General features: G+C 74.2%; 18 protein-coding genes. 15 read left to right on the forward strand and 3 right to left on the reverse strand.

The annotated features are described in order from the left end of the window. The first annotated feature begins 95 nt into the window (after nt 1-95). The gene (locus tag QSK03_RS28660) at nt 96-1,481 is read left to right on the forward strand and encodes a HAMP domain-containing sensor histidine kinase (protein ID WP_502872234.1); all 1,386 of its coding nucleotides are present in this window, start codon (nt 96-98) and stop codon (nt 1,479-1,481) included. A gap of 96 nt (nt 1,482-1,577) precedes the next feature. After that, a complete protein-coding gene (locus QSK03_RS28665) occupies nt 1,578-2,768 on the forward strand; it encodes an LLM class flavin-dependent oxidoreductase (RefSeq protein WP_285658988.1) in 1,191 nt (396 codons plus the stop codon). Nucleotides 2,769-2,820: 52 nt separating this feature from the next. Here QSK03_RS28665 and QSK03_RS28670 read toward each other — a convergent pair whose 3' ends face one another. Beyond that, on the reverse strand, nt 2,821-3,525 hold the full coding sequence (locus QSK03_RS28670) for a response regulator transcription factor (protein WP_285658989.1): 705 nt from the start codon (nt 3,523-3,525) through the stop codon (nt 2,821-2,823). Nucleotides 3,526-3,727: 202 nt separating this feature from the next. Here QSK03_RS28670 and QSK03_RS28675 point away from each other — a divergent pair, with 202 nt between their 5' ends. Continuing rightward, nucleotides 3,728-4,939, forward strand: coding sequence for a L,D-transpeptidase (locus QSK03_RS28675; protein WP_285658990.1), 1,212 nt, complete (start codon nt 3,728-3,730; stop codon nt 4,937-4,939). A 384-nt stretch (nt 4,940-5,323) separates the two neighbouring features. Here the strand turns inward: QSK03_RS28675 and QSK03_RS28680 are convergent, their stop codons facing one another. Together QSK03_RS28680 and QSK03_RS28685 are read right to left on the reverse strand one after the other, a co-directional pair. Continuing rightward, on the reverse strand, nt 5,324-5,899 hold the full coding sequence (locus QSK03_RS28680) for a hypothetical protein (protein ID WP_285658991.1): 576 nt from the start codon (nt 5,897-5,899) through the stop codon (nt 5,324-5,326). Between the two features lie 11 nt (nt 5,900-5,910). Then, nucleotides 5,911-6,900 (reverse strand): helix-turn-helix transcriptional regulator, encoded by a 990-nt coding sequence (locus QSK03_RS28685; protein ID WP_285658992.1) that lies wholly within the window; start codon nt 6,898-6,900, stop codon nt 5,911-5,913. 64 nt (nt 6,901-6,964) lie between these two features. Between QSK03_RS28685 and QSK03_RS28690 the strand changes: the two genes are divergently transcribed. The 12 genes from QSK03_RS28690 (at nt 6,965) to QSK03_RS28745 (ending at nt 19,436) form a co-directional block, all read left to right on the forward strand. Further along, nucleotides 6,965-7,855, forward strand: a complete 891-nt coding sequence (locus tag QSK03_RS28690; RefSeq protein ID WP_285658993.1) for a DNA-3-methyladenine glycosylase family protein — start codon at nt 6,965-6,967, stop codon at nt 7,853-7,855. Between the two features lie 29 nt (nt 7,856-7,884). Further along, on the forward strand, nt 7,885-8,493 hold the full coding sequence (locus QSK03_RS28695) for a TIGR03086 family metal-binding protein (RefSeq protein ID WP_285658994.1): 609 nt from the start codon (nt 7,885-7,887) through the stop codon (nt 8,491-8,493). Nucleotides 8,494-8,553: 60 nt separating this feature from the next. Then, nucleotides 8,554-9,942, forward strand: coding sequence for an MFS transporter (locus tag QSK03_RS28700; protein WP_285658995.1), 1,389 nt, complete (start codon nt 8,554-8,556; stop codon nt 9,940-9,942). Nucleotides 9,943-10,150: 208 nt separating this feature from the next. Next, nucleotides 10,151-10,585: a MarR family winged helix-turn-helix transcriptional regulator gene (locus QSK03_RS28705; protein ID WP_502872235.1), complete on the forward strand. Its 435-nt coding sequence runs from the start codon at nt 10,151-10,153 to the stop codon at nt 10,583-10,585. A gap of 184 nt (nt 10,586-10,769) precedes the next feature. Continuing rightward, a complete protein-coding gene (locus tag QSK03_RS28710) occupies nt 10,770-12,038 on the forward strand; it encodes an FAD-dependent monooxygenase (protein ID WP_285658997.1) in 1,269 nt (422 codons plus the stop codon). A gap of 38 nt (nt 12,039-12,076) precedes the next feature. After that, nucleotides 12,077-13,468, forward strand: coding sequence for an MFS transporter (locus tag QSK03_RS28715; RefSeq protein ID WP_285658998.1), 1,392 nt, complete (start codon nt 12,077-12,079; stop codon nt 13,466-13,468). Nucleotide 13,469: 1 nt separating this feature from the next. Further along, nucleotides 13,470-14,339, forward strand: coding sequence for an FAD binding domain-containing protein (locus QSK03_RS28720; protein ID WP_285658999.1), 870 nt, complete (start codon nt 13,470-13,472; stop codon nt 14,337-14,339). Beyond that, entirely contained in the window at nt 14,336-16,759 is a 2,424-nt protein-coding gene (locus QSK03_RS28725; protein WP_285659000.1) for a xanthine dehydrogenase family protein molybdopterin-binding subunit, read from the forward strand. The genes QSK03_RS28720 and QSK03_RS28725 overlap by 4 nt, the downstream gene beginning before the upstream one ends. Next, complete coding sequence (locus tag QSK03_RS28730) at nt 16,756-17,241, forward strand: (2Fe-2S)-binding protein (RefSeq protein ID WP_285659001.1); 486 nt, start codon at nt 16,756-16,758, stop codon at nt 17,239-17,241. Before QSK03_RS28725 ends, QSK03_RS28730 begins: the two co-directional genes overlap by 4 nt. Beyond that, entirely contained in the window at nt 17,238-17,927 is a 690-nt protein-coding gene (locus QSK03_RS28735; RefSeq protein ID WP_285659002.1) for an SRPBCC family protein, read from the forward strand. Before QSK03_RS28730 ends, QSK03_RS28735 begins: the two co-directional genes overlap by 4 nt. Further along, nucleotides 17,917-18,585 (forward strand): isochorismatase family protein, encoded by a 669-nt coding sequence (locus tag QSK03_RS28740; protein WP_285659003.1) that lies wholly within the window; start codon nt 17,917-17,919, stop codon nt 18,583-18,585. The genes QSK03_RS28735 and QSK03_RS28740 overlap by 11 nt, the downstream gene beginning before the upstream one ends. Continuing rightward, entirely contained in the window at nt 18,582-19,436 is an 855-nt protein-coding gene (locus QSK03_RS28745; RefSeq protein ID WP_285659004.1) for an alpha/beta fold hydrolase, read from the forward strand. The genes QSK03_RS28740 and QSK03_RS28745 overlap by 4 nt, the downstream gene beginning before the upstream one ends. The last annotated feature ends 51 nt before the right edge of the window (nt 19,437-19,487 follow it).

The raw sequence follows: 19,487 nt of genomic DNA on the forward strand, positions 1-19,487 counted from the left end.
GGGCTCCCCCGGAGGGCACGGAGACCTCCGAGGGGACCGGGAGCGCCCCCCGCGACGACGAGCAGGACCACCCGCCCGGGCTCGTCCGCCACGTCCTGCAGGGCATCCCGCTGCGACGCCGCGTCGGGATCCTCGTCTCCGTCGGCGGCGGGCTGCTCGTCGCGCTGATCGCCGCGGCGGTCTTCTTCACCGCTCAGCGCGCGCTCTACGACCAGCTCGACGAGAGCCTGGTGCAGCGCGCGACCACGGCCGCGTCGGGCGACCTCGCGGACCCGGCGATCCTGCTGCGGGTCTCGTCGGACGCGCTCGCCGCCGGCGAGGTGCGGGTCGCGATCGTCACCGCCGACGGCGAGTTCGTCACCCTGCGCGGCAACAGCCCGCCCCTCGGCGCGGCGGAGGTGTCGGCCGCGCGCCGGGATCCGCCGACGTCGGTGCGGACCGGTGTCATCGACGGCGAGGTCTACCGCGTCGTGGCCGTCTACGCGGGCGAGAACCGGGCGCTGGTGCTCGCCCAGGAGCTCGACCCGACCCGGCAGACGCTGCGCAAGCTCGCCGTCGTGCTCATCGTCGCGGGCGCCTCGGGGGTCCTGCTCGCGGCGCTGACCGGCGTCGCGATCGCTCGCGCCGGCCTGCGCCCGGTCGAGCGCCTGATCTCGGCGACCGAGCGCGTCGCGCGCACCGGCGACCTGCGCCCGATCCCGGTCACCGGCGGCGACGAGATCGCGCGCCTGACGTCGAGCTTCAACGCCATGCTCGCGGCGCTCGCGTCGTCGATCGAGCGACAACGCCGGCTCGTGGCCGACGCCGGCCACGAGCTGCGGACCCCGCTGACGTCGCTGCGCACCAACCTCGAGCTGCTCATGGCCTCCGACCAGGCCTCCGGGCGGCCCGGGGCCCCGACGCTGTCGGCGCAGGACCGCGCCGAGCTCCAGGAGGACCTGCGCGCCCAGGTCGACGAGCTGGCGAACCTCATCGGCGACGTCGTCGAGCTCGCCCGCGACGACCCCCCGGAGGTGACGGCCGAGCCCCTCGACCTCGCCGACGTCGTCGAGCGCGCCCTCGACCGGGCCCGGCGCCGCGCGGTCGCGGAGAACGTGGGGTTCGACGTGGACCTCGCGTCCTGCGAGGTCGTCGGCGACGCCAACGCCCTCGAGCGCGCGGCGCTCAACCTGCTCGACAACGCCGCGAAGTGGAGCCCGCCGGGCGCGAGCGTGCGCGTGACCCTGCGCCCCGGCGTCGCCCCCGAACGACCGGGCACGGCGGTGCTCGAGGTGGCCGACGCGGGGCCGGGGATCGCCGACGAGGAGCTCGACCTCGTCTTCGAGCGCTTCTACCGCTCGCTCGACGCCCGGACGATGAGCGGGTCGGGACTCGGGCTCTCGATCGTCGCCCAGGTCGCCGAACGCCACCACGGCGGCGTCTCGGCCGGCCGTGCCCCCGAGGGCGGGGCGCTGCTGCGCTTCTGGATGCCCCGGCGTTAGTCCTCACGGACGTCACGCGCCGTCACGGACCTGTACGAAGAGCTGTGACGCCGCTTACCGTCGGACGCGAAGACGTCGACGTCGAGAGGTTGTCCCGTGAGCAGACTGCGCTTCGGCACGTTCCTGGCCCCGTTCCATCGCGCCGGTGAGAACCCGACCCTGGCCCTGCAGCGCGACCTCGAGCTCATCGAGCACCTCGACGCGCTCGGCATCGACGAGGCGTGGATCGGCGAGCACCACTCGGCGGGCAGCGAGATCATCGCCTCGCCGGAGATCTTCATCGCGGCCGCCGCCGAGCGGACCAGGCGGATCAAGCTCGGCACCGGCGTGACCTCGGCGAGCTACCACAACCCGCTCTGGGTGGCCGACCGGATGGTGCTGCTCGACCACCTCACCCGCGGGCGCTCGATGCTCGGCGTCGGGCCGGGCTCGCTGCCGAGCGACTCGTCGATGATCGGGCTGAACCCCACCGACACCCGCGAGCTGCTGGACGTCAACCTCGACATCATCATGCGGCTGCTGCGCGGCGAGGTAGTCACCGAGCAGACGAAGACCCACAACCTCATCGAGGCCCAGCTGCAGCTGCGGCCCTACACGGAGCCATGCTTCGACGTCGCCGTCGCGGCCGTCGCGTCGCCGACCGGGCCGCGCATGGCCGGCAGGCACGGCGTGGGGCTGCTCTCGATCGGCGCGACGCTGACCCAGGACGGCTTCGACGCGCTCGCGCACCACTGGAACGTCGTCGAGGAGCGCGCCCAGCACTACGGGCAGCCGACGCCGGACCGCGACAAGTGGCGCCTGGTGGGCCTCATGCACATCGCGGAGACCAAGGAGCAGGCCTACCGCGAGGTCGAGTACGGGATCGAGAACTGGTTCCGCTACTTCCAGAAGACCGCGGCGTTCCCGCAGATGGCGGTCGAGGGCGGCGACGTCAAGGAGATGATCGACTTCATCAACGAGGCCGGCATCGGGGCCATCGGCACGCCGGACGACGCACGCGCCCAGGTCCAGCGCCTCGCCGACCAGTCGGGCGGCTTCGGCGCGATGCTCCTGCTCGGCCACGAGTGGGCGAACCCGCAGGCGACCAAGCGCTCGTGGGAGCTCATCGCGCAGGAGGTCCTGCCGCACTTCCAGGGCACGACGTGGGGCGGGCGCTCGCACGCCGAGTCCACCCAGGCGGCCAAGGAGCGCGCCGGCCTGCGCCGCGACGAGTTCGCGGCCACCCAGCTCGACGCCGTCGACCACATGACGAAGAAGTACGCCGACGAGGTGGCCTCGAAGAGCTGACCCATGTGAGCAGTTGGCGCCCCGGTAGGGGCGCCAACTGCTCACATAGGCGTCAGGGCGGGGTCTCGCGCAGGACGTAGCCGACGCCGCGGACGGTGTGGATGAGGCGGGCCTCGCCCTCGGCCTCGGTCTTGCGACGCAGGTAGCCGACGTAGACCTCGAGCGCGTTGCCCGTGGTCGGGAAGTCGTAGCCCCAGACGTCCTCGAGGATGCGGCTGCGCGTGAGTACGCGGCGCGGGTTGGCCATGAACAGCTCGAGCAGCGAGAACTCGGTGCGCGTCAGGCTGATCGGCCGCTCGCCGCGGCGGACCTCGCGGGTGACGGGGTCGAGCGAGAGGTCCGCGAAGCGCAGCGGCTCGGGGTCGGGCGCGCCGTTGGTGCTCTCGTCGGGGGTGGTCCGGCGCAGCAGCGCGCGCAGCCGGGCGAGCAGCTCCTCGAGCGCGAACGGCTTGGCCAGGTAGTCGTCCGCGCCCGCGTCGAGGCCGGCCACGCGGTCGGAGACGGCCTCGCGCGCGGTGAGCACGAGCACGGGGATGTCGTCGCCGGCGTTGCGGAGTCGCCGGCAGACCTCCAGCCCGTCCACCCGCGGCATCATCACGTCGAGGACGAGGGCGTCCGGACGCTGCCCGTCGCCGGCCAGGGCGTCGAGGGCCTGCTGCCCGTCCGCGGCCAGCTCGACCTGGTAGCCGTTGAACGCCAGGGAGCGGCGCAGGGAGTCGCGCACCGCCCGGTCGTCGTCCGCGACGAGGATCCGCATGGCGCACAGTGTGGCCGCACGCCCTGAGACGGTGCTGAGACCGCGCCGCGGCGCTCCCCCGTCGGGAGCAGCCGGTTCCCGACGACGGGCCACCGAGATCGGATCGACACCCGCGACACGCAACCCTCGTCCACTCCGCGACGTCTGCCACGAGAGAGGATGTCGGGGCAGGATCTCCCCGAATCGGGATGAGGGGGTCGGTGTGTCGGGAACGGAGCGCACCCGCGCGGCGGGGGTCCGCAGGTCCGATCGGGCCACGGCGGTCCCGATCGTGGTGCTGCTCGCCCTGGCCGCCCTGCTGGGTGGGTGCGCCGTCGGCCCCACGGCGGTCCCGGCGCCGCCGCCGGCGCCGCCCGTGGCCCTGGCGGCCTCCGTCGCGCCCGGAGCGACGGACGTGGCGCCGGCCGAGCCCCTCGTCGTCTCCGCCGCGGGCGGTCGGCTGACCTCGGTGACGGTCACACCCACCGGCGCCGGCCCGCTCGCCGGCACCCCCGACCCGACCGGGACGCGCTGGACCAGCGCCGCGCTCGCCTACGACACCGAGTACCGCGTGCAGGCCGCCGGCGTCGGCGTCGACGGCCGCCCCGGCGCCCCGCTCGACCAGACCTTCCGCACCGTCGCCCCCGAGCAGACCCTCGAGATCGCCAGCACCCGCCCCACCGACGGGCAGACCGTCGGCGTCGCGATGCCGATCTCGATCACCTTCGACGCCCCGGTCACCGACCGCGCCGCCGTCGAGCGCCGGGTGTCGGTGCGCACGTCGGTGCCGACCGAGGGCTCGTTCCACTGGATGTCCGACGAGCAGCTCAACTGGCGCCCGAAGGACTACTGGCGCCCCGGCACGCAGGTCACGGTCGACGCGCGGCTCTTCGGGGTCGACACCGGCGAGGGCGTCTTCGGGGCCGAGGACAGCTCGATGTCGTTCACCGTGGGCCGCGACCAGCGCGCCCGCGGCGACGTCAACGCCCACACCCTCGTGCTGTACCAGGACGGGCGCGAGCTGCAGACCATGCCGGCCTCGTACGGCCGCCCGCAGTACCCGACCCAGTACGGGATCCACGTCGCGTTCGAGAAGCACGAGATCAAGCGGATGCGCTCGGACACATGGGGCGGCCCGGCCGAGGGCGAGCCCGGGTTCTACGACGAGGACCTGCCCCTCGCCGTGCGGATCTCCAACAACGGGGAGTTCGTGCACGTCAACGCCGCGACCGTGCGCCAGCAGGGCCGCAGCAACGTCTCCCACGGCTGCGTGAACCTCTCCCCGGCCAACGGGCAGATGTTCTTCAACTGGGTGCAGATGGGCGACCCGGTGGAGATCGTCGGCTCCCAGCGGCCGCTGACCCCGGCCGACGGCGACATCGCCGACTGGCTGATCCCGTGGGACCAGTACCGGCAGGGTTCGGCGCTGGCCTGATCCGGCGGCGCTCGCGGAGATCACGAGTACGCTGTCCACCCGGTGACGGCCGCCGACGTCGATGACGCGCTCGTGATCTCCGGCGGAGACGTTCACGGAGATCACCAGGCCGGACAGGCACGTCCGCGAGCCCTCGGGAGGTGCCTTCCGGACTGCTGATCTCCCGCGCGACGTCACCGGGTACGGCGGTCGGGCGAGGGGACCCGGGATGCTTCGATTTCCGAAGCACATCGCGCACCCCCGGCGCCCCGACCGGCGGCCCCGCGCCGCGTGACCAGGGCCCCGGTGATCACGAGCGCGCTGTCCACCCCTACCTGGCCGCGGACGTCGATGTCGCGCTCCTGATCTCCCGACACCGGCGACGCGGCGCCGACGTCCCCGCGCCTAGAACTCCACGCGCACGAGGCCGAGGACCTCGGCGCGCCAGTCGGCGTAGGCCTTGCCGATCGCAGCGCGGTCGCCGGACTGGTCGGCCGGCACCGCCGCCTCGGCGCCGCTGTCCTCCAGGGCCGCGGCGATGTCGGCGGGGCTCCAGTCCGGGCCGGCGGTGCGCACGCGCAGGTGGGCGGGCGCGCGCTCGGCGCGCAGGGCGTGGGCGAGCACGCGCATGAGGGCGGTGCGCGCCTCCTGGTCGTCGGGGGCGTCGATGTCGACGTTGGTCTGGCCGCCGACGAGGAGGACGGTCGCCGAATCGGCGAGGACGGGCAGCACGGTCTCCGCGGCGCGGAAGCGGCTGAGCAGGCCCTCGGAGAGGAACTGCTCCACGCGCGAGACGAGGCTGCCATGCCGGGGCGTCATGGCCACCGGCAGCTGCACGTAGCCGTCGAAGGTGGTGCCGCGGACCGCCTCGCCGAGTCGGTCGAGCGTGTCCACGACGGTGGTCTCCGCCCCCGTCGCGCGGATGGCCTCGGCCACCTCGGTCAGTCGCTCGCCGCCACCGGTCACCAACACCGTCGTCATGGCGCGTGACCCTAATCGGGCGGGGACCCCTCCGGCAGACGAGATCGCGTGTACATCGCCACCACCCGCGCGGCGGCGGCGGCCATCTCCGCGCGGAGCTCCGCGGGCGCGAGCACCTCGACGGTCTCGCCGTAGCCCAGCAGGGCGGCCCGTGCGGCGAGCACCGACCGGAACGGCGCCACCAGGCGCTCGCGACCGTCGGGCTCGGCGCCCTCGGAGCGCCACGGGCCGGCGAGCTGGGCGAGGTGGACCCGGCGCAGCGTGGCCGCCCAGTCGGGGTCGACGAGCAGCCGGACCTCCACCTCCTCGCCGGCGGTCTCCAGCCGGTGGCGCAGCTCGCCCCACACCTCGGCGAGCCCGCGCTCGTCGGGCCGGCGGGCGGGCGTGCCGGTGGACGCCACGGCGCGCACGCGGCTGACGCGGTACATCTTCGGTTGCCCGCGGTGGGCGGCCACGAGGTACCAGGTGCCCGCCTTGCTGACCAGGCCGTACGGGTCGACCGTGCGCCACGTGGCCCGCGGCGAGTCGCCCGTCGCGTACTGCATCCGCACCCGCTCGTCGGCGACGAGCGCCGCGTCGAGGGCCGGGAGCGCCGGCAGGTCCTCGGGCGCGCGCCGCCAGCCCTGGTGCTCCACGAGCAGCCGCCGCCGTGCCCGATCGACGTCGTCGCGGCGGGCCTCCGGGAGCGCGGCCAGGAGCTTGCGCGACGCCGAGGCGAGCGCGGGACCCAGCGCGCCGTCGGCCGACGCGCCGAGCGCCACCAGCGCGCGCACCTCGTCGTCGGTCATGCCGGTGACGTCGGTGCGGTAGCCCTCGAGCAGGGCCACCCCGCCCCGGCGCCCGCGCTCGCAGTACACCGGCACCCCCGCCGACGAGAGGGCCTCGACGTCGCGCTGCACGGTGCGCGTGGAGACCTCGAGCCGCCGCGCGATCTCGGGCGCGGGCAGGCGTCCGTGGGTCTGGAGGAGCAGCAGCGTCGCGAGCAGACGGTCCGAGCGCACCCCGTGGATTCTGCCTCGAAATCACGACAGCAGATGTCGTGTATGGGGGCGCAGCATGCTTCCCATGACCGCCGCGCTCGCCGCCCACACCCTGCAGCCGCTCGGGCCCTTCGACCTCGAGCGCACCCGCGCGTTCGTCGGCCGCTGGCCCCCGATCACCCGGCACGACCCGTCCCCCGGCGAGCCCCTGCGGCTGACCGCGCCGCTCGACGGCGACCAGCGCCCCGTCGCGTTCGCCCTGCGCCAGGACGCCCCCGACGGCCCGGTGACCGTCGAGGTCGCCGGGGCGGACGGCGCCGAGGACGTGGCGCTCGCCCAGATCGCGCGCATCCTGTCGCTCGACCACGACGCGCGCGACTACCCCGAGGTGGGGCGCCGCCTCCCGGCGATCGGCGACCTGATGGCCGCCTACCCCGGCCTGCGCCCCACGTTGTTCGGCGGGCCCTACGAGGCCGCGGCGTGGGGCGTCGTGTCGGCGCGGATCAGCGAGCGCCAGGCCGGCACCGTCTTCCGGCGCCTGTCGGCCGCGCACGGCGAGACCCTCACGGTCGCGGGCGCCGAGGTCGTCGCGTTCCCGCGCCCCGAGGCGCTGCGCCGGGTCGAGGAGGTCCCCGGGCTCTCCGCGGAGAAGGTGCACCGCCTGCACGGCGTCGCCGACGCCGCCCTGGCGGGCGAGCTCGAGGTGGCCCGGCTGCGGGCGCTCGGCCCCGACGGCGCCCGCGCGGCGCTGCGGCGGCTGCGCGGCATCGGCGAGTTCTACGCCTCGCTGATCTGGCTGCGGTCCTGCGGCGTGGTCGACGAGTTCCCCGACGAGCCCCGCTCCCGCGCCACCCTCGCCCGCCTCCACGGGCGGGGACCCGACGACCCGCTCGACGACCTCGTCGAGCTCCTGCGCCCCTACCGGATGTGGGTCGCGCTGCTCCTGCGCGTGGCCGGCTCCGACGCCACTGCCTGACCGACACCACCCCGAGAAGGAGAAGAACCATGACCGCTCCCGACCCCCGCCCGCTGATGACCCGCGCGCTGGACCAGATCGGCGCCCTCGTCGAGGGCACCACCGCCGACCAGCTCGACCGCCCGACGCCGTGCGACGACTGGGACGTCCGCGCGCTGCTCGGCCACCTCGTCGGCGTGCACCGCCGCATCGCGCACGTGGGCGCCGGCGGCCACTTCGCCGACGTCCCCGCGGACCCCGGGGCCGCCGACGGCGACCCGGCCGCCGAGATCGCCGCGGCCCGCCCGGACGTCGACCGCGCCTGGGAGCTGGGCGTCGCCGACGGTGACGAGGCCGCCGTCCTCGACCGCGTCCTCACCGTCCCGTGGGGCACGATGCCCGGCCGGTTCGTCGGCTTCGGGTACGTCCAGGAGCTCACGGTCCACGCCTGGGACCTCGCCGCGGCCACGGGGCGCTCCGCCGGCCTCGACGAGGAGCTCGCCGTGGCGATCGAGGAGAACGCCCACCGTGTGCTGCCCGCCGAGCCGCGCGGCGGGCCGATCCCCTTCGGTCCGCCGGTGGACGTCGCGGCGGACGCCGGCGCCTACGAGCGCGTGGTGGCGTGGCTCGGGCGAGAGCCGCGACCCACTTTCGTCTGATGACCAGACAATCCGGTCAGTCATCTGGCGTGAACAGCGTGTGAGGGCGACCATCGCCCGATGGCGGTACCCACCGGGGCGACGGAGCCCACGAGCCCGGCCGGCGCGATCCTCGAGCGGCTGCCCCTCGCGGGCTGGCACCGCCGCTTGGTCGTGCTGGTCGGGATCGGCTCGTTCTTCGACCTCTACGAGGTCTTCCTGGGCGGTGTCCTCGCCCCGATCCTGGCGAAGGAGTTCTCGCTCGGGTCGATCGGCAAGGCCGCCGTCGTCGGCAGCGGGTTCCTCGGCATGTTCGTGGGCGCGATCGTGCTCTCGGTGCTCGCCGACCGGCTCGGGCGCCGGCGGGTCTTCCTGCTCAACCTGCTCACGTACTCGCTGTTCTCGCTGGCCGCGGCGTTCTCCCCGGACATCGGGTGGTTCCTGGTGCTGCGGTTCCTCGCGGGCGTCGGGCTGGGCGCGGAGCTGGTGCTCGTCGACACCTATCTCGCCGAGTTCCTCCCGGCCCATTCCCGCGGGCGGTACACGGCGTGGGCGTACACCGTCGGCTTCCTCGGCGTCCCGGTGGCGGCCCTGCTCGGCGGCAAGCTCGTCGCGGCGTCCCAGCTCGGCGGGATCGACGGCTGGCGCTGGCTGCTCATCGCCGGCGGGCTCGGCGCGGTGTTCGTGCTCCTGCTGCGCCGGGTGCTGCCGGAGTCGCCACGGTGGCTCGAGTCGCAGGGGCGCACCGAGGAGGCGGTGCAGGTCGCCCGGACGATCGCCGCCAAGGTCGGGCACCCGGTGGCCCCGGACGACGTCCCGGCCCGCGTGGCACCGGAGGAGGCACCGGAGAAGCGCTCGACCCGGGAGGTCCTGCGCACCGCACTGAACGGTCAGTACCGCACCCGGATGGTCATGCTGCTGATCTTCCAGGTGCTCCAGACCATCGCCTACTACGGCTTCGGGACGCTCGCGCCGCTCGTGCTGGTGAGCAAGGGCTTCGAGGTCACCGAGTCGCTCGGCTACGCCGCCCTGTCTTTCTTCGGCTACCCGATCGGCTCGCTGATCTCGGTGCCGCTGGTGGAGCGCTTCGAGCGCAAGTGGCTGATCGTCGGCTCGGCGATCGCCATCGGCGTGCTCGGCATCGTGTTCGCCGCCGCGTCGGCGCCCTGGCTCATCGTGCTCGCCGGGTTCCTGCTGACCTCGTCGAGCAACATCTTCTCCAACGCGTTCCACATCTATCAGGCGGAGATCTTCCCGACCTCGATCCGCTCGACCGCCAGCGGCGTCGCGTACTCGCTGTCGCGGGCGACGTCGGCGGTCATGCCGTTCATCGCCGTCCCGCTGCTGGCCACGGCCGGCCCGGTCGCGGTCTTCGGCGGTGCGGCCTTCCTGATCCTGCTGCTCTGCCTCGACGTGGGCATCCTCGGGCCGCGCAGCACCGGGCTCGCGCTCGAGGAGGTGGACCCCTGACCGCGGCGTCGCACCACCCCATTCGTTCCGAGCACGTATCATCTCCGGCGACGAGAGTGACCTGACGGGTCACCGCGGGGGCAGCGGGGCGAAGGACGGGTGAGCGGTGGCGTCGAGATCGGGAGCCGCAGCGGCCACGAACACCGGTGACGAGGTCCGCGAGGCCCGGGCCGCGCGGCGCCGGGTCCGCCTCGACCCCCCGGCCGACCTGGTGGCCGCCCCCGGCTACGGCGCCCGCCGGGTCTACCAGGCCTACCTCGCGGCCTGGAACCGGCACGTCGACTCCGTGCTGACGGGCCCGCAGTTCGCGGTGCTCTCGGCCGTGCGCGCCTACCCCGACGCCGACCAGACGGCGCTGGCCAGCGCCGTCGCCCTCGACACCTCGACGATGGCGGACGTCTGCCGGCGCATGGAGCGCCGCGGCCTCATCGCCCGCCACGAGGCGCCCCACGACGCGCGGGCGAAGGTCCTGACCCTCACCGACGCGGGTGTCGAGGCCCTGGCCGAGACCAACCGCCGGGCCCGCGCCCTCGACGAGGCCCTGCTCGCGGGCTGCCCGCCCGAGCAGCGGCCGCACCTGGCGTCGCTGCTCAACGACCTCGGCCGCCAGTGGGAGGACGTCGCCGAGGGCGCCGACCTCTGACGCTCCCCCGGAGAGCAACGACGACGGCGCGGCGGGCGCAGACGGCTCGTCCCGACGCACCACGGGCGCCTCGTCGATCTGTTACGGCCACGTCTCGGGAACCGTTCAGCTATTGCGTCCTCGGATAGTACGTGCTCGGATTTAACGCAGCCGAACGCGAGCACCACACCGGGAGGGCGGCCAGATGGCGAGCCAGTCGTTCGAGGTCACCATCGTCGGCGGAGGGCTGGGCGGGCTCTGCGCCGCGCTGTCGCTGCGCCAGCGCGGCCTGCGCGTCACCGTCGTCGAGGCCGCCCCCGAGCTCGGCGAGATCGGCGCCGGCATCCAGACCGCGCCCAACGCGAGCCGCATCCTCATCGGGCTCGGGCTGCGCTCGCAGCTCGAGGCGATCCGCACCCAGCCCGAGGACCAGGTCCGGCGCCGCTGGGCCGACGGCAGCATCATCGCCCAGCTCCCGCTGGGCCAGCGCGTGATCGACCAGTACGGCGCCCCGTACTGGCACTACCACCGCGCCGACCTGCACCGCGTCCTCCTCGACGCCTGCACCGACCCCGACGTCCCCGGGCCCGTCGTCCGCCTGGTCACGGCCGCGAAGGTCGTCGAGCTCGACCGGACCGAGCCGCTGCGCCCCGTCGCCGTCGCGGAGGACGGGCGCCGGTTCGCCGGCGACGTGCTGGTCGGCGCCGACGGGATCCGGTCGGCCGTGCGCGACCTCGCGGGCTTCGACGACACCCTCGTGTTCTCCGGCGAGATGGCCTACCGCGCGCTGATCCCCGGCGAGCTGGTCGCGGCCGACCCGGCGACGCGCTTCCTGCTCGACCGCTACCACTCCACGATCTGGTACGGCCCCGACAAGCACCTCGTGCACTACGTCATCCGCGGCGGCCAGTACCTCAACGTCGTCGCGATCGTGCCGTGCTCGGAGGGCATCGCCGACGACTGGAGCGCGCCCGCGACCCCGGAGCGGCTCGCGTCGGACTTCGGCGACTGGGACGACCGCGTCCCGGCGATGCTCTCGAAGGCCAAGCCCGAGGACGTCTCCCTGTGGGCGATGTACCGGCGCCGCCGCGACCCCGTCTGGATCGACGGCCGGGTCGCCCTGCTCGGCGACGCCTGCCACGCCATGCTGCCCTACCAGGCGCAGGGCGCCTCGCAGTCGATGGAGGACGCCGCCGTGCTCGCCGAGGAGCTGGGCCGGGTGACCCGCGACGGGATCGACGGCGCGCTCGTGCGCTACGTCGACCGCCGCGCCAAGCACGCGGGGATGGTCCAGGACGCGTCGCTGCAGAACATGGCCTTCTACCACCTGCCCGACGGCCCCGAGCAGCGCGAGCGCGACGACAAGCTGCGCCGCTTCGACGGCGAGTCCGACCTCTCCTACGACTGGCTGTGGCACGGCAGCCCGCTGCACGACCCCGACACCGAGTCCATCCACTACCAGTTCGCCCGCTGACGCGCGGACAGTCACGAGCCGGACAGGGAGCGAACATCATGCGCACCGGAGACCAGATCGTCCAGGACCTGCCCTGGCGCTGGGGCGTCCAAGGAAAGATCTTCCTCATCGGCGGCCTCGGCTACATGTTCGACGCCTGGGACGTCGCCCTCAACGGGTTCCTCACCCCGCTGGTCGGCACCGAGTTCGGCCTGACGCCCGGGCAGAAGGGCCTGGTCGCGACGGCCAACCTCATCGGCATGGCCGTCGGCGCCGTCGCCTGGGGCACCGTCGCCGACCGCATCGGGCGCAAGAAGGCGTTCAGCATCACGCTGCTGGTGTTCGCGCTGTTCTCGGTGCTCGGGGCGCTGTCGCCGAGCATCGGGTGGTTCCTGCTGCTGCGGTTCCTCGCCGGGGTCGGGCTGGGCGGCTGCATCCCGGTCGACTACGCGATCGTGAGCGAGTTCTCGCCGAGGAAGCAGCGCGGCCGGGTGCTCGCCGCGATGGACGGCTGGTGGCCGATCGGGGCGACGCTCGCCGGCGTCTCGGCGACCCTGCTCGTCCCCGTCGGCGGCAACTGGCGCTGGATGCTCGTGCTGATGATCCTCCCGGCGCTGCTGCTGTTCTGGGTGCGCCGCGGGGTGCCGGAGTCGCCGCTCTACCTCTCCCGCAAGGGCCGCGAGGTCGAGGCCCGTGCCGTCATCGACGACATGGTGGCCCGCACCGGCGCCACCCCGGAGCCCTACGCCATCCCCGCCGCCGTCGCCGAGGACACCCGCGGCGGCGCCTGGGCCGCCGCCGTCGACCAGCTGCGCCGGGTCTGGGCCTTCAACCCGCGCGTCACCGGCGTCGCCTGGTCGCTGTTCATCGCGGTCATGCTCGTCTACTACGCCGCGCTGAGCTGGATGCCCTCGATCCTCAAGGCCCAGGGCTTCGGCGAGATCGCCGCGTTCGCCTCGACCACCCTGATGAACGCGCTGGGCATCGTCGGCGTCGCCCTGTCGGTGCTCGTGGTCGACCGCTACGGCCGCAAGCGCGTCATCGCGATCGCCGGGCCGGTCGCCGCGGCGACGCTCGTGGTGTTCTCGCTGCTGCTCGGCTCGCCCACCGCGGCCGTGATCGCGATCGGGGCGTTCGGCCTGTTCTCCCTGATCGTCATCCCGGTCATGTACGCCTATGTCTCCGAGCTCTACCCGACCGAGCTGCGCGCCTCGGGCTTCGGCTGGGCGTCGTCGTCGAGCCGCGCGCTCACCGGCTTCGCCCCGCTGCTGTTCGGCAGCGTGCTCTGGCCGGTGCTCGGGCTGCCGCTGACGTTCACGCTGCTCGGCCTGCTGGTCGTCGCCGCGGTGATCTACATGTGGGTGGGCGCCCCGGAGACCGCGGGCCGCGAGCTCGACCGGATCACGACCGACGTGCCGGACGCGCCGGCCACCGAGCGCACCCAGGTCTGACGTGAAGCCGGCCGCGTTCACCTACCACCGCGCGCACGACGTGGCCGACGCCGTCGCGCTGCTGACCGACCTCGCCGCGGCGGGCGAGGACCCCAAGGTCATCGCGGGCGGCCAGAGCCTCATGCCGATGATGAACTTCCGGCTCGCCCGCCCGACCGCGCTCGTCGACCTGGGCCCGCTGCGCCGGGTGCCGTCGATGACGGCGATCAGCGAGCGGGACGGCACCCTGACCCTGGGCGCCCTGGTGACGCACCACGCGGTGGAGACGGCCACCCTCTCCCCCGACTGGGCCGTCCTCTCGCGCACGATGCGCTGGGTGGGCCACCGGCCGATCCGCAGCCGCGGCACCGTCGCCGGCAGCCTCGTGCACGGCGACGCGACCGCCGAGTGGTGCCTGCTCGCGCTGCTCCTCGACGCGGTCGTCGTCGCCGAGGGCCCGGCCGGGCGCCGCGAGATCCCCGCCGGCGAGCTCTTCCACGGCTTCTACGCCACCGCCGTCGACCCCGACGAGGTCGTCGTCGAGGTCCGCTTCACCCGGCCGTCCCCGCATGCGGCGCTGACCGAGTTCGCCCGCCGCCACGGCGACTTCGCGATCGTCGACGCGGCGGTGGCGCTCGACGTGGAGGGGTCCGCCGTGCGCGGTGGGCGCGTCGTTCTCGGCGGCGTCGCGCCGGCCCCGGTCCGGGTGCCCGAGGCCGAGGCGGCGCTCGCCGGCGAGGCCGGGGACGACCGGTGGGCCGCGGTCGCCGACGCGGCCGTCGCCGCGATCGATCCCCCCGACGACGGGGGCACCACCGCCGCCTACCGCCGGCGCCTGACCCGGACGCTGGTCACCGACGCGTGCCGCGAGGCCGCGGGAGGGATCCCATGACCGCGACGGAGCTGCCGGCCGAGGTGGCCGGGCCCCGCTTCGAGGGACGGCGCGGCCGCTGGGTCGGCGCGTCCGTGCCCCGCCACGAGGACCCGCGCCTGCTCACCGGCCGCGGGCGCTTCGTCGACGACATCACCCTGCCCGGGATGCTGCACGCGGGCTTCGTGCGCGCGACGGTCGCGCACGGGCACCTCACCGGCGTCGACCTGACCGCGACCCGCGCTGTCTCCGGCGTCGTCGCGGCCTTCGACGCGGGCGACCTCGCCCTCGGCGACGTCGTCGCGCTGCTCGACCGGCCCGCCGAGGAGTTCACGCCGACCGCGATGCCCGTGCTCGCGAAGGACAAGGTCCGGTTCGTCGGCGAGCCGGTGGCGATCGTGATCGCCCGCGACCCGTACGCGGTCGAGGACGGCATCGAGGCCGCGGTCGTCGCCTGCGATCCGCTCGCGGCCGTGGTGGACGAGCCGTCGGCGTTGGCGGCCGCGACCACGGTGCACGACGGGGCCCCGGACAACGTCCTGCTCGACGTGTCGATGTTCGACACGCCGGGGGTGGACGAGGGGTTCGCCGAGGCGGCGGGAGACGGACCGGAGGGGAGCTCGACCCGGGGAGGCTGCGTCGTCGAGGTCACCACGCGCAGCGGCCGGCAGAACGCGCTGCCGTTGGAGACCCGGGGCGCGGTGGCGTCGTGGGACGCGCGGGACGACCAGCTGCTGGTGCAGACCTGCACCCAGGTGCCGCACCAGGTGCGCACGATGGTCGCGCGCTGCCTCGGCGTCCCCGAGCGCACCGTGCGCGTCACCGTCCCGGACATGGGCGGCGGCTTCGGCCAGAAGTGCGTGGTCGGGCGCGAGGAGATCGCGGTCGCGGCCGTCGCCCGGCGCCTGCACCGCCCCGTGAAGTGGATCGAGGACCGGCGCGAGGCGCTCACCGCCGGGTTCCTCGCCCGCGAGCAGCACTACGACACGCGCGCGGCGTTCGACGCCGACGGCCGCATCACCGCGCTCGCCGTCGACGTCGTCTGCGACATGGGCGCGTACTCCTGCTACCCCTTCACCGCCGGCATCGAGCCGCTGATGGCGTCGGCGGAGATGCCGAGCGTCTACCGGGTGCCCGCCTACCGCGTGCGCGGCCGGGCGATCACCACGAACAAGGCGCCCACCGCGCCCTACCGGGGCGTGAGCCGGCCGCAGTACGTCACGGCGATCGAGCGGGTGATGGAGAAGGCAGCGCGCGCGCTCGACCTGGACCCGGTCGAGCTCCGGCGCCGCAACGTCATCACCGAGTTCCCGTACACCGGCGTCAACGCCGTCACCTACGACCCCGGGACGTACCGCGAGTCGCTCGACCTCGCCGAGGAGACCCTGCGGTCCGAGGGCTGGTTCGGCGCGCGCGACGGCGGGGACCGGCACCTCGGGATCGGCTTCTGCTGCTTCTCCGAGCGCACGGGCTACGGGTCCGAGGCGTTCGCGAAGCGGCGGATGACCGTCGTCCCCGGCTTCGATCTCTCCGAGATCCGGATGGACACCACCGGGGCGGTCGTCGTCACCAGCGGGACGATGAACCACGGCCAGTCGCACGAGACGACGTTCGCGCAGATCGTGGCCGACCGGCTCGGCATCGACGTCGCCCGCGTGAAGCTGCGCCAGGGCGACACCGAGCGGATCGCCTACGGGTGGGGCACGTTCGCGTCGCGGTCGGTGACGATCGGCGGCTCGGCGGTCGCGCTGGCCTCGGAGCGGCTCGGCGAGCTGCTGTGCCGGATCGCCGCGCACCTGCTCGAGACCCGGCCGGAGAACGTCGCGATGGACGGTTCCGGCGGCGTGATCGTGGTGGACGACCCGGCACGACGGCTGTCCTACGAGGACATCGCCGACGTCGCCTACCTGCGCAGCCACCTGCTGCCCAAGGACGTCGAGCCGACCCTGACCGCGACGGCGAGCTTCGACGTCCCCGGCGACGGCACCTTCTCGAACGCGACGCACGCCGTCGTCGTCGAGGTCGACCCGGGCACCGGGCAGGTCCGCATCCTGCGCTACGTGTGCGTGGAGGACTGCGGCGTGGTGATCCATCCGCAGGTCGTCGACGGGCAGTGCCGCGGCGGGATCGCCCAGGGCATCGCGGGGGCGCTGTTCGAGGAGGTCACCTACGACGAGCACGGCGAGCCGTCGGCGGCGTCGTTCATCGACTACCTCGTGCCGACAGCGACGGAGATCCCCGACGTGTCGATCACCCACCTCGAGACGCCCTGCGCGTTCACCGAGAACGGGGCCAAGGGCGCCGGCGAGGGCGGCACGATCGGCGCGCCCGCCGCGGTGCTGAACGCCGTCAACGACGCGCTGCGCCACACCGGCGTCGAGCTCGACACGACACCGATCCACCCGGCCACGGTGCTGGACGCGCTGGAGGGCACGCCGTGAACGACCCGCACCTGCTGACGCTGCACGTCAACGGCACCGAGCACGAGGTGGTCGTCGAGCCGCGCCGGACGCTCGCCGACGTCCTGCGCCACGACCTCCACCTCACCGGCACCCACGTGGGCTGCGAGCACGGGGTGTGCGGCGCGTGCACCGCGCACCTCGACCACGCCCCGGTCCGCGCGTGCCTGGTGTTCGCCGTCCAGGCCGAGGGCGCCGACGTGCGCACCGTCGAGTCCCTCGACCACGACGGCGAGCTGTCGGACCTGCAGCAGGCGTTCACCGACCACCACGCCCTGCAGTGCGGCTTCTGCACGCCCGGCTTCCTCATGCTCGCCGAGGGCGTGCTCGCGGAGTCGCCGGACGCCTCGCGCGAGGAGCTCCGCGAGGCCCTCTCGGCGAACCTCTGCCGCTGCACCGGCTACCAGACGATCGTCGACGCGGTGTGCGCGACGGCCGCGTCCCGACGGGAGAAGATCTCGTGATCCTGGACAACCACCTCGCCGTCGCCGCTCCCCCGGACGACGTGTTCGCGCTGCTCAACGACGTGGAACGGGTGGCGGGCTGCCTCCCGGGCGCGGCGCTCGAGGGCCGCGACGGCGAGGCGTACCGGGGCCGCGTGAAGGTCAAGGTCGGCCCGATCAGCGCCGCGTACGCGGGCACGCTGCGGTTCACCGACGTCGTGCCGGACGAGCGCACCCTGCGCCTGTCCGCCCGCGCCAGCGACGCCCACGGCGCCGGCGACGCGGAGGCCGACGTCGTCCTCTCGGTCGCCGAGGCCGACGGCGGCTCGCGCCTCGACCTGCATACCGACCTGCTGATCCGAGGGAAGATCGCGCAGTTCGGGAAGGGCGCGATCACGACGGTCTCGAGCCGCCTGCTCGACCAGTTCGCCCGCAACCTCGCCGGCGAGCTGGCGGGCGGAAGTACCGGCACCTCCGGTGCGAGCAATGCGGCTTTCCTGGCGTCTGACACCAGGATCGCCACATCGTCGGTGCGCGACACGCCGAGCGAGGACTCGCTCGACGGCCTCGCCATGCTGCTGCCGCCTCACCCCGGGCGCTGGGCCGCGCTGGTGGGCGCCGCAGCGTTCGGCGTCGTCCAGGGCTATCTGCTCGGCCGGTTGAAGGGCCAGAAGACACTGATCGAGGAGCTGCGACGTGACCGCTGAGGGACTGCACGGCGAGGCGACCGACGCCGTCTACGACCGCGCCGGCTTCGGAGCCCGTGTCCCGCGAGGCCCGAGGCCGGCGCTGATCGTCGTCGACCTGACCCGCGGCTTCACCGAGCCCGGCTTCGACCTCGGCGCCGACCTGACCGCCGAGGTCGCCGCCACCGCGCAGCTCGTCGAGGTCGCCCACCGCCGCGACGTGCCGGTGATCGCCACCGTCGTCTCCTTCACCCCCGCCGAGGCCGACGGCGACGCGATCGCCTGGCTGCGCAAGGCCCCAGGCGTGCGCGCGCTGCGCGAGGGCAGCGACGCCGTCGCCCTCGACGCGCGGCTGGGGCTCGCGCCCGACGACCACGTCCTCACCAAGAAGGGCGCCTCGGCGTTCCACGGCTCGTCGCTGGCCGCGCTGCTCGCCGGCCTGCACGTCGACACCGCCGTGGTCTGCGGCGCCACGACCTCGGGCTGCGTGCGCGCCACGGCCGTCGACGCCGTCCAGTGCGGTTTCGACACGCTCGTGGTCGCCGAGGCGTGCGGCGACCGCGCGCAGGGCCCCCACGACGCCGCGCTGTTCGACCTGCAGGCCAAGTACGCCGACGTCGTCGCCCTCGACGACGCCGTGTCCTACCTCGACGACCCGTTCCGGAAGGCCGACGCGTGACCGAGTCCGCCAGCCACCGTATCCTGACCCAGCCGGCTCTCGCGGACCTCGCCGACATCCCGGCGGACAGCCGCTGGGTGCGCTCCCGCGGCCCGCTCCTGCACCTGCTCGACTACGGGGTGCAGGGCAGGCCACCCCTCGTGGTGGTCCCCGGGATCACGAGCCCGGCGATCAGCATGGACTTCGTCGTGCGGGGTCTCACCGACCTGGTGCACCCGATCGTCCTCGACGTCCGCGGCCGAGGGCTGTCGGACAACGGGGACGCCTACGACCTCGACACCTACGCCCGCGATGTCGAGGCCGTCGTGCGCGGGCTGCGCCTGCAGCGCCCGATCCTGCTCGGCCACTCGATGGGCGCGCGCATCGTGGCGACGGTCGCCGCGGCCGGACGGGTCAACCTCGGCGGCACTGTGCTCGTGGACCCGCCCATGAGCGGCCCGGACCGCGACCCGTACCCGACGACGCTCGAGGCGTTCCTCGGCCAGCTCGACCAGGCCCGACGGGGCACGGACGCCGACGAGGTCGCGGCGTCCTGGCCACGCTGGCCGCGCCGCGAGCAGGAGCTGCGCGCCCGGTGGTTGGGCTCGATCTCCCGCGACGCGGTCGTCGCCACCCACGCGGGCTTCGAGGCCGAAGACTTCTTCGCGACCTGGCCCTCCGTCCCCGCTCCCACGGTGCTGATCCACGGCGGCGACAGCCCGGTCGTCACCGCGGCCGGCGCCGAGGAGGCGGCGAAGGCGAACCCGGAGGCGTCGATCGTGGAGGTGCCGGGCACCGGGCACATGGTGTTCTGGGACGACCCGGCCGCCGCGCTCGCGACGACCCGCGAGGCCCTGCGCTCGCTGCTCTGAGGCCCTTTGAGGCACGGACCACAAGTGATCGAAGTACCGATACGGACGCTG

Origin of the sequence: Actinomycetospora sp. NBRC 106375, from assembly GCF_030269665.1 — a bacterium.
In the GTDB taxonomy this organism is placed as follows: Bacteria; Actinomycetota; Actinomycetes; order Mycobacteriales; family Pseudonocardiaceae; genus Actinomycetospora.